Origin of the sequence: uncultured Chitinophaga sp., assembly GCF_902168175.1 — a bacterium.
GTDB lineage: Bacteria > Bacteroidota > Bacteroidia > Chitinophagales > Chitinophagaceae > Chitinophaga.
Map to the genome: position 1 here is coordinate 15,421 of NZ_CABHOU010000022.1, position 10,968 is coordinate 26,388.

Consider the following 10,968-nt stretch of genomic DNA (forward strand, 5'->3'; position numbering starts at 1 on the left):
TAAATTGAAAAGTAGGAAGAGGAGCTGGTAACTATATATAATTATACCTATTACCGGACGTGGCATTTTAAAAAGCCTGTTATGAATACCAGGGAACCGTTATGAATTTCTGACAGGGGCACAATGCAGGGTCAACCACCGCTATTGTTTCCGCTTTAACATCAATCGGCCGAAAGGCAATAAACTTAATACAACAAATGCCGGTATGCAGCTACCGGTTGGCGATGCTATTGCAAAAAAACGGCTGTTTACGAAAACCGACAACTAATTAAGATCAACCGAAATTTTAATAAACATCAATTCTATTATGAATCAGTCAACACGTTCTTTAAAAGCCATGCGCAGGCTATTGCTCATGATGTTGAGTTTTTTGCAGCTGGGGGCATTGTCGGCGCAATCGATAGTGGTGAAAGGCACCATTAAGGATGCGAAAGGTGAAGCATTACCCGGCGCTACCGTACAGGTAAAGGAGCCGAAAGCGGTTGTTGCGGCAGATGTTACCGGTGTTTTCCGGATCAACGCCAGCGGCCCGTCGGTAACGATTACAGTGAGTATGACGGGATATACACCGTCTACACTTACGGTGCCTACTAACAAAGACATACAGGTAACACTGCAGGAAAGCTCTACCGGTCTCGGTGAGGTAGTGGTGGTGGGTTACGGCCAGCAGAAACGCGCTACAGTGGTTGGCTCTGTATCGCAGATCAGCGGTGAGCAACTGAAACAAATGCCTGCCATGAACGTAACGAACATGTTGTCGGGCCGTTTGCCGGGTTTAACCACCCTGCAGCAATCAGGCCGCCCCGGAGCGGATGATGCCACCTTACGCATTCGTGGTACAGGCACATACGGTGCTGCTGCTCCACTTATTATTATTGATGATGTGCAACGTCCGTCGTTCAGCAACCTGGACCCGAACGAGATTGAATCCATTACGATATTAAAAGACGCAGTATCGACTGCTGTTTACGGTTTGCAGGCTGCGAACGGTATTATTCTAATCACTACAAAAAAGGGTAAGAACCAACGCCCGGTAGTTAGCTACAGCGGCGCAGTTACACGCAATCAGAACACGCGTTTCCCGAAGTTCCTGAACGGGCCGGATTATATGGAATGGTATAACAAGGGTACGGACATGGATAACGATTACCGGGAGAACAACGGTTTGAACCTGGTCCCTTATACTTACACACAGGAGCAGATAGATGCCGTAAGGAACGGTACTAACACCAACCCGATGTTGGGTAACACCGACTGGATCGGTTTGCTTACGGGCAATAAGGCTTACTCTCAGCAACATAACGTGGAAGTAAGAGGTGGTACGGATAAAGTAAAATACTTTACGTCCGCAGGTATGTTAAGCCAGGATGGTGTGGTAAAGAACACAGGCTTTAAACGTTACAACGTACGTGCAAATGTGCAGGCCGACCTCAGCGATCTGCTGACTGTAGGGATGAACATTGGTGCACGCCAGCAGCAGGGCAGAACGCCTGGTATTTCGCCGGATAACACGGCTTACATGAACCCCTTTTACCAGGCGGTGCGTATGTTGCCGAATATGCCGATGTACTCGCCGGATGGTTTGCCTGTAGCCTATTACAGCAACGCAGGATGGATAAACCCCATTGCTGCGGTTGAACAATCGGGTTACCAGAACAGCGAGTCGAACGTGTTCCAGGGCCAGGTAAACGCTACGCTGAAAGTGCCTTATGTAAAAGGACTTGAAGTGAAATTGCTCACTGCGTACGATAAAACAAGTACTGAAAATAAAGGCTGGTTAACGAACTATAACATGATGGGCCGCGACCGCGACCAGGTAACCGGTAACTGGACGCCGATATTTACGCAGCCAGGTGTTACGAAGAACTCGCTGCGCCAGTCGTACGGACAGAACTACCGCAAAACTTTTCAGCCGAGCATCAACTACAACAACTCCTTTGGTGATCATGGTGTAAGTGCGTTATTGTTGTATGAATGGTCGCAGGCTGGTAGCAGTATTTTCTCTACCGGTGCCAGCAACTTCCAGTTAACAGATATTAAGGAGATCGATTACGGCAGCACCGATCCCAACGACTGGATATCGCCAACAGGCAGCAGCCGTATCACCAACTCCAGGGCGGGTTTGGTTGCACGTTTGAACTATAACTACAAAGAAAAGTACCTCCTTGAAATCGCTAACCGTTGGGATGCTTCCGTAAACTTTACGAAAGAGAACCGCTGGGCAGCCTTCCCTGCAGTGGGTTTAGGCTGGGTAGTAAGCAAAGAGGACTTCTTCAATACTCTTCCTGAAGTAGATTTTATTAAACTGAAAGGTTCCGTTGGCCGCCTGGGTAACGATAACACTGCGGCCTTCTCTTACATGCAAACGTACATGTTAACAGATGGCCCCGTGATGGTGATTGGCGGTGTTCCAACAGCAGCTTTATACACCAGCGCGCCTCCGAATGTGAACATTCACTGGGAAACAGCGATGTCGTACAGCGGTGGTTTCGAATCGATTTTCTATAAAGGAAAACTCGGTTTGGACGTAGAGTTTTTCTACAAAAAAACCAGCGACATCCTCGACAACCCGGGTACACAGGTGCCTTTATCAATGGGTGGTTATGCGCCGGCATCGTTTAACTACGGTATTATGGATAACCGCGGTATAGACCTGCAGATCCGTCACCGTAACAATATTGGCAAGTTTGAATATGGCGTAACCGGTAACTTTAACTGGGCACGTAATAAAGTATTACGCCGCGCACAAAACTCGGGCGTAGCTGCAGACCTTAGCATTATTGGTCGTCCTGTGGGCACTAAGTATGGTTTTGTAACAGATGGCATGTACCAGAACTGGAAAGAAGCATTGGACGCACCTTCTCCAAGTGGTGGTGTGGTAGCACCCGGTTTCTTCCGTTACCGCGATCTGAATGGCGATGGCCGCATTACCCGTACCGACGACTTCACCGTAATTGGCCGCAGCAATATGCCCGAACTGATGTATGGTTTGAACATCGACATGCGTTATGGCCAGTTTGATTTCACTGCCTTATTACAGGGTGCTGCGCTTTGCGACGTATCGCTGGCAGGTACTTACGAAGGATCGAGCGGCACGAGCGGTGTAGATGATAACACCCCTTTTACCAAACCTTTCTATGGTTATGGTAACGCACCTTACTTCCTGGTAGAAAATGCATGGTCGCCCGAGAACCCTAACGCAGAATTCCCGCGCCTCACAGCTTACAAAGCATCACTCTCTGCACACAACGCACACATCAACTCCGGCTGGATCCGCGACGGGTCGTACCTGCGTTTGAAGTCAGCGCAGTTGGGTTACACCGTGCCTAAGCACCTGTTGAAAATGGCGAAAATCGAATCGTTCAGGATATATGCTTCCGGCTTTAACCTTATTACCTGGGACAAGCTGAAGTACCTCGATCCGGAAATGCCTAACGTGAACAACGGTTTCTATCCGCAGCAGCGCATGTATACAGCTGGTGTAAATGTTACATTCTAAAACTTGCAGTAATGATGATCAAAAAACTCCTCAATATAAAAAGAGCCTGCCTGCTGGCAGGAGCGATGACGGCGATGAACGGGTGTAGTATAGATGTTACACCGCCAGACAGGTATACAGAGGCGAGCATGTTTGCCAATCCGAAAAACATGGAGCTGTATATGATCGGTTTATATGCCGAGTTCAAAACCTTCGCATTCGGCGAGTTCCCTATCGGTTACAGCAATGCTACCGATGCACTTACCGATATCATGAAATATACCTCCACCGTATCCGGCAACGGTACGGTGAATATACTGGCCACAGATGCGAGCAGGGTAAACGCCGCTGGTCCGCAGTTGAACTACTGGCAGGCAGGGTACTCGCGCATCCGCAGGGTGAACGAGTTTCTGAACGGCCTGGCAAATTATGCGAAGGTAGATGAGGATACAAAGAAACGTTATGAGGCAGAAGCCCGTTTCGTGCGTGGTTATGTATACTTATGGCTGGTTAAACTGCATGGCAGTGTGGTGTTGCTCGATAACATCGATCAGTACAGCACTTACAAACGCAACCGCTCTTCCGAAGATGAGTGTTATAAGTTCATCGCGGCTGATTTTGCATATGCCGCGGCTAACCTTCCTAAAGCATGGCCTACTACTGGTACCGGCCGTGCCACCAAAGGTGCAGCATTCGGCATGCTCGCCCGTACCTGGTTGTACGCAGCTTCCGTAGCCGATTACGACAAGAAGCAGTATAACGATGATGAGCTTACCGGTATCCCTAATGCGAATGCAACCACTTATTACACCAACGCCGCTGCTGCATCCGACTCTGTGATCCAGTTGGCGGGCGAAGGTTATTATAAACTGGAAGATTCGTACGCTGCTGCATTTACCAACAAGAACAGCAAAGAATCAGTATTTAAGATCGATTACGTAGCACCGGGTCTTACGCACAACCACGACCTCGGTTTTGCACCTAAAGGAGATTATCCCGATAACTGTTTAGTATATGGCGTACCCACCGCCGAACTGGTAGATGAATATGAAATGTCCGACGGGTCCAAGTTTGACTGGAACAACCCGGTACATGCGGCTAATCCTTACCAGAACAGGGAACTCCGTTTCGGTGCGTCCATCCTGTTTAACGGTGCGTCCTGGAAAGCGCGTACCATTAATACTACACCCGGTTCTGTAGAAGGTTTTGTGCAGTACGGCAGCACCACCGATCCTAAAACAACTGTTACAGGTTATTATATCCGGAAGATGCTGACGCCCGAAGCCACCAATTTCGTGCAGTTGAAAAGCACCCTTAGCTGGAACGAGATGCGTTATGCGGAAGTATTGCTGATCAATGCAGAAGCAAAAGCAAAGATCAATAACATTGAAGGTGCCCGTACATCACTGAAGGTAGTACGCGACCGTGCGAATGTGCCGGTAACTAATGCTGTAAATGCAGACCAGATGATGGTGGCAATAGAGCATGAACGTAAACTGGAACTGGCTTTCGAAGGTCACCGTTACTGGGACCTCCGCCGCTGGCGTAAAGCGCACATCGTGCTGAACGCGGTAAGGTTTCATGGCCATAAGGTAACACCTAACGGCGCAACATTTAAGTATGAAGTAGTGGAGGCAGATGATGCGGACAGGCAGTTTATCAAGGCAATGTACTACATGCCTATTATCACCAACGAATTGCAGGCTAACACAGGTCTTGATCAGATTAAACCCTGGTAAGCATTTTTAACACCGCAAAACTATTATCATGAGGAACATTTTATCTACCATCATATTTACAGCTTGCGCCGGCGTTATGTTTAGCGGTTGCGCCAAGCCCGATGCCGTAACGCCCAAGGATATGAACGACCTGGCCGACATTTACGGTACTAAAGTTGAAATGGGGCGCGAGCGTTTATTCGAGGCCCGCTTCTCCAAAACAAAAGACACTATTTACTTCGATATACCCTATTATTACCCGGTAGACTCTGAGGACGAAACCGATCTTACAAAAGTGATCCTGCGCGGTACTATTCCTACCGACGCAAAACTGACACCTTCTATTGGCGTACCCATGGACCTTACCAAACCATTTGATCTGACTGTACGCTCCGGCACTGGTTTGACGAAGAAGTACGTGGTAGTAGGTAAAAAGGTAGGCGATTACGCATTGCGTAAAGTAACGCTGGCCTTTACTGCCGACGGGGCCGCCCAGGAAATAGAAGGCGTTATACAGGCTACAGGAGAAGTGATATTCTATGTAGTGCCAGGTGTGGACATCAGCAATGCCACGCTCAACTACGAGATCAACCCGCATTCTACAGGTTCTATTACGGACGGAGCGGCCATCAACCTCACGGCAGGTGACCAGACATTTGCTGTTACCGGAGTAGACGGTGTAGCCAGAACATACACCCTGAAGGCACAGGAGCCGGTTAAACAGCCGTACGGCGTAGGTATTACCCGTAAACTGTTTATGAAAACAGCTACCGATTTAGGTTTCGTAACCAACAACGACGTGAGCATAGCCGTGAGCGGCGACTACCTGGTACTGGTAAGAAGGCTGGCCAGCGGTTCCAACTATCGCGTGTACAACAGGTTTACCGGTGCTTACCTGCAGGATATGCACTATCCGTTCGGCACGCAGATTTCTTTCCAGATGGCGGAAGATAACAAGGGCGTATTGCTGGCTGCTTCATGGGCGCCCAAGAACGCGAAGTTCATTTTATACAAATACAATGGTCCTTTAGATACCAATCCGGTGAAACTGGTAGACTGGACAAACACCAACCCGGCCGCTATTACGCTGGACGGTGGCGTAGGCCGCAGGGTAAACGTGTTCGGTGATCTTAGTCAGAACGCAGTGATCATGGCCCCTGCCGGACAGTCGAACACTATTTACCGCTGGAGAGTAGCGAACGGGGTACTCGTAAATAATAACCCGGAAGTACTCACTTACCAGTCTATCACCGGTACACCTGGTCACCTCGGCTTTTACGCCGAAGCGCAGCCAGTATCGGCCGATGCCAATGCGAACTACTTCATTAACTACCAGTTTGAAATAGGTTTCATAAACGGCGCCACCCAAACAAGGCTGGCAGGCTTTGCGAACGATACCAGGATTTTTGGTACCTATCACATGCCAATGAACTACACCACGTTCAACAACGCCAACTACCTCGCCATCCTGAAATACACCGCCGCTTCCGGTAACAGTGCCGCGCGACTGAGCCTGTTCGATGTAACTAATACATCGCTGATCAGTACCCTGTTTACCAGTGCGGTATATCCAACCTTTAATCCATTTGTTTCCGACGAAGAATTGAAGGGCGACACCAATGGCAATGGTACGGGCGACATCGCTATTGGCTTTAGCAACAACGGCGAACGTATGCAGGTGTATAGCCTGTTGACCAATGCAGGTTTGATGGGGCATGAGTTTACCAACTATGCGAAATAAGCAGATCTAACTTAAAACTATCGCGATGAGATATTCTTTCCTGGCAGCGTGTACGGCAGTAATGTTCCTGTTCGCCGCCTGCAGTAAAAAAGAAGGTGGCGGCCCGGTACGGCCCGAGCCCGAACCAGAAGTGGACACTGTGCGCAAGCGCAATGTAGTGGCCTGGGTAGACGCCCGCTCTAACGTATTCGGCACTTACGGGCGGTTAAACGATACCGCAGGCATCAACCGCGTGCTGGATACGTTGAAAATGGTCGGTGTAAATGGTTTGGTGATAGATGTAAAAGGCAGTTCCGGTTACACCATGTACCCCAGCGCCTACGCCACACAGATCACGACCATGGACGGTAAAACCATTACCCCTGGTGTGGATTACGTGGGCTATATGGTGCAGGAGGCCAGGAAACGCCAGTTTAAAGTATACGCTTCCATCGTTACGTTCGTAGAAGGCGATGGTGCCCGCTCTTCAGGCAAACTGTTCGACGATCCTGATTTCAGGAGCAAGTACGAATCGATTGTTTGTGATGCGGCAGGCAACCGTGTACCGGTAACCTCCATGGGTAAAAACGGGTTTGTGAATCCAGCACAGCCCGTGGTGCAGGAGCGCGTAATCAACATCGTTAAAGAGATCGTAGGCAAATATGATATAGACGGGTTTATTCTCGATTACGCCCGTTATACTGACATCCACGCCGACTTCTCCGACTTCTCTAAAACAGATTTTATCAACTGGCTGAAAGTAAAGTACAATGATACCGATGCCGGGAAGATGAAATTTCCGACAGATATCGTGGCCTCGTGGAAAATGAGCGGCGACCAGGTACAACCGAACGTCACCGGCAAGTACTACCAGAAATGGCTGGTATACCGCTGCTCCGTGATACAGGCCTTTTTCGAAAAAGCGCGTGCGGCCGTGAAGTCAGTAAAGCCTAACGTAACCTTCGGCGTATACGTGGGTGCATGGTACACTACCTATTACTATGTAGGCGTAAACTGGGCCAGCAAAGAGTATGATCCGTTCAATGACCAGGCTATCCGCTTCGACTGGGCTTACCCGGGTTATGGCGCAACAGGTTACGGCGAAACATTGGACCACCTGATGACAGGTAATTACTTCACCCAGATAAGACTCGCCGATAATCCTGCTACCGCCGCCATGAAGTACCATTGGTGGAGCATTGAGGGTTCGATTAATGGCACCAAGTACATCACTAAAAACAAGATGCCACTTTACGGCAGTATTGATATGGGTAACATTTCATGGGCAAACACCGGTGAAATTTCAAAAGCCATTAAATACATCCTATCACAAACCTCCGGCGGTGTAATGCTGTTTGATGTGGTGCACGTGTACGCACCGCAGTACAACAGGCTGAAAGTACCACTCTGGGATGCGATTAAGGAAGGCACGAAGCCATAATACTTCATTTACGAAAAGGGGGAATGGTGCGTAACCATTGCCTCTTTTGTTTAATACCCGATCGTTTCATGAAACGTGTTGCTATTTACCTGGCAGCGGCCTGCTTATCCATAGCATGCTCTGAGGACAAAGATTATTACACCGGTCCGCCGAGGCCCATTGAGCCTCCGGTGGTAACGCCGCCTGCCAAAGACACACTGATCAAATTACCCGCAGAATGGACAAAGGCCACCACGCTGATGACCAACTTTCCAGAAGGCGTGGAAGTGTACAGGCGCACCGCCGCATTTAACAGTAAAGCGATGAACGCGTACTGTGTGGTGTTTGATCCCGCGGTAGCGGAGTTTAAACCAGTGGTATCTGATAAGAACAAAAAGCCCAGCATTTATTATTCGGAAGAAGGCGGAACGAAATACGCCTGTATCAATGGCGGCTTTTTCGGCACCAATGTTTCCTACAGCCTGGTGAAATACAATGGGACCGTAACTGCGGTGAACATCCGTTCGCTGAACCGTGCTTATAATGGTGTGAGTACGGCATATTATCCGACCCGCGCTGCATTTGGATTAACAAGTGCCGGCGTGCCGCAGGTGAGTTGGGTGTATCATGTAGGAGCGGGCAATGGTACGGTGTATAGTTATCCCGTTCCCAGCGCTAATGAACTGAATAAAGAACCGCAGCCTGTACCCTCAGCCACCTTTCCCGCTGGCGGTGCAGAGTGGATGGTGAGTTCGGCGATCGGTGGTTCGCCCATGCTTATCTATAATAATGTGGTGAAGATAACAGATAAAGAAGAACTGATAGATATTGATAACACTTCATCGCGTGCCCGTACTGCGATTGGGTACACCGCAAAAGGTAAAATAGTAGTGCTGGCCGTAGAAGGTAATAACAGCGCCGGCGGTGCAGGATTGAACTTACAGGAAACAGCCGACCTGATGAAAAGCATGGGTTGTACAGGTGCTATTAACCTTGACGGTGGCGGCTCCACAGCGCTGGTGGTAAACGGTCAGCAAACCGTGAAACCTTCGGACGCTGCGGGCGAACGCGCTGTGATGAGCGCCATCATCATCAAAAAGAAATAAAAGTTTACCACAGATAAAGCGATAGTTATTAATTTGGAACGGCGGCCACGTTTCGTCGTGGCCGCATCTTTTAAAAAGAAAACTTCATCATGAAACAGATATATACTATGTTGCTGATGCTGGCTGCTTCGGGTACCACGTTTGCACAACAGGCCGAAAAGAAGATAGACAGCAGTTATGCTAACACCTATTACCAGGGCCGCATGGAGATATTTCGCACGCTGCCCGTGCAGAAAGGCGTTATTGTATTCGTAGGCAACAGTATTACCGAACGTGCGCAGTGGAACGAATTGCTGCCCGGCAAAGCCATTGTGAACCGCGGTATTGGCGGCGACAACAGCTTCGGCGTACTCGCCCGGCTGGATACCATCCTGCTAAGCAAACCTTCGAAACTTTTCCTCGATATCGGTATTAACGATATTGGCCGTGGCCTGCCTGTAGCAGTTATCTCCAACAACTACGAACGCATCCTGCGCCGCATTAAGGAGTTATCTCCCAAAACCAGGATATATGCACAGAGCGTACTGCCCATGAACGATGCGGTGTTGAAGGCGGAATACCTGAAAAACAAAAAGGCGATCATCATCGAACTGAATAATAATATTAAAGCACTGGCGGTGCGTTATGGCGCTACTTATGCCGATTTGCATAACGATGTATTTGCCGATGCGAACGGTGATCTTAAAACGCCGCTTACTGTAGATGGGATTCACCTGGCACCAAAGGCTTATGTGCTTTGGGTAGACTACCTCAAACAGAAAAAATACCTGTGATCTTGTGCTGAGCTGGGATGTACTGCGTAACTGCCACGGGTGGTTACGCAGTTTCTTTTTCGGGCAAATTCCGTAATTTAATAGCGGAAACCCCCGAAATTATGTCCAACATGATTACACACCCCCTCACACTCTCCGGCCGCGTTGTAACGCTTGAGCCGCTGGAAACACCCCTGCTCCCCGAACTGGAAGCCCTCACGCAAGATGAGCGCATTTGGGAATTCTATTCCGAGAACTATGCGAAGCGCGAAAACTTCGTGGAACTCTACGAGAAGAGCTTCAACGGTCGCGAGGCAGGTACCCATTACGCTTTTGCAGTAAGACTGAACGAAACCGGTAAACTGATAGGCAGTACCCAGTACTTCGACATCAGTACTAAACACCGCAACCTGGAAATCGGCTATACCTGGTATTTGCCCGAATATTGGGGTACGGCCGTTAACCTGGAGAGTAAACAATTACTGCTCACCTACGCCTTTGAAACATTGCGCATGGTAAGGGTACAGATAAAGACCGGCGATACGAACAAACGATCTCAAAAAGCCATTGCCAAAATCGGCGGCCGGTTTGAAGGTGTACTGCGTAAAGCCAAAGTGATGGAGAACGGGCAGTACAGGAATACCGTGTACTTTTCTATTATTGATGAGGAGTGGCCTGCGGTAAAACTCCATTTGAAGAAGTTGCTGGAGGAAAAGATGGATTGATATTTATTAAAAAATTCTACCTTTGTTCACCTCTCAGCTACCCCCACAC

The 10,968-nt window shown here is 49.0% G+C and carries 7 protein-coding genes; all 7 read left to right on the top strand.

Annotated features, from left to right (window positions below):
• The first annotated feature begins 307 nt into the window (after window positions 1-307).
• Window positions 308-3,499 (top strand): TonB-dependent receptor, encoded by a 3,192-nt coding sequence (locus tag QZT80_RS03150; RefSeq protein WP_295117511.1) that lies wholly within the window; start codon window positions 308-310, stop codon window positions 3,497-3,499.
• An 11-nt stretch (window positions 3,500-3,510) separates the two neighbouring features.
• Complete coding sequence (locus QZT80_RS03155) at window positions 3,511-5,217, top strand: RagB/SusD family nutrient uptake outer membrane protein (RefSeq protein WP_295117514.1); 1,707 nt, start codon at window positions 3,511-3,513, stop codon at window positions 5,215-5,217.
• A 28-nt stretch (window positions 5,218-5,245) separates the two neighbouring features.
• The gene (locus QZT80_RS03160; RefSeq protein ID WP_295117517.1) at window positions 5,246-6,937 is read left to right on the top strand and encodes a DUF5018 domain-containing protein; all 1,692 of its coding nucleotides are present in this window, start codon (window positions 5,246-5,248) and stop codon (window positions 6,935-6,937) included.
• 25 nt (window positions 6,938-6,962) lie between these two features.
• Window positions 6,963-8,357, top strand: a complete 1,395-nt coding sequence (locus tag QZT80_RS03165; protein ID WP_295117520.1) for a family 10 glycosylhydrolase — start codon at window positions 6,963-6,965, stop codon at window positions 8,355-8,357.
• A 68-nt stretch (window positions 8,358-8,425) separates the two neighbouring features.
• The gene (locus QZT80_RS03170) at window positions 8,426-9,442 is read left to right on the top strand and encodes a phosphodiester glycosidase family protein (protein WP_295117523.1); all 1,017 of its coding nucleotides are present in this window, start codon (window positions 8,426-8,428) and stop codon (window positions 9,440-9,442) included.
• Between the two features lie 89 nt (window positions 9,443-9,531).
• Window positions 9,532-10,215, top strand: a complete 684-nt coding sequence (locus QZT80_RS03175) for a GDSL-type esterase/lipase family protein (RefSeq protein WP_295117526.1) — start codon at window positions 9,532-9,534, stop codon at window positions 10,213-10,215.
• 110 nt (window positions 10,216-10,325) lie between these two features.
• Entirely contained in the window at window positions 10,326-10,919 is a 594-nt protein-coding gene (locus QZT80_RS03180) for a GNAT family protein (RefSeq protein ID WP_295117529.1), read from the top strand.
• Window positions 10,920-10,968 lie beyond the last annotated feature (49 nt).

Bases quoted from the DNA above. Each gene is read 5' to 3' on its own strand.
- QZT80_RS03150 (WP_295117511.1), top strand. From the start codon at position 308: ATGAATCAGTCAACACGTTCTTTAAAAGCCATGCGCAGGCTATTGCTC.
- QZT80_RS03155 (WP_295117514.1), top strand. From the start codon at position 3,511: ATGATGATCAAAAAACTCCTCAATATAAAAAGAGCCTGCCTGCTGGCA.
- QZT80_RS03160 (WP_295117517.1), top strand. From the start codon at position 5,246: ATGAGGAACATTTTATCTACCATCATATTTACAGCTTGCGCCGGCGTT.
- QZT80_RS03165 (WP_295117520.1), top strand. From the start codon at position 6,963: ATGAGATATTCTTTCCTGGCAGCGTGTACGGCAGTAATGTTCCTGTTC.
- QZT80_RS03170 (WP_295117523.1), top strand. From the start codon at position 8,426: ATGAAACGTGTTGCTATTTACCTGGCAGCGGCCTGCTTATCCATAGCA.
- QZT80_RS03175 (WP_295117526.1), top strand. From the start codon at position 9,532: ATGAAACAGATATATACTATGTTGCTGATGCTGGCTGCTTCGGGTACC.
- QZT80_RS03180 (WP_295117529.1), top strand. From the start codon at position 10,326: ATGATTACACACCCCCTCACACTCTCCGGCCGCGTTGTAACGCTTGAG.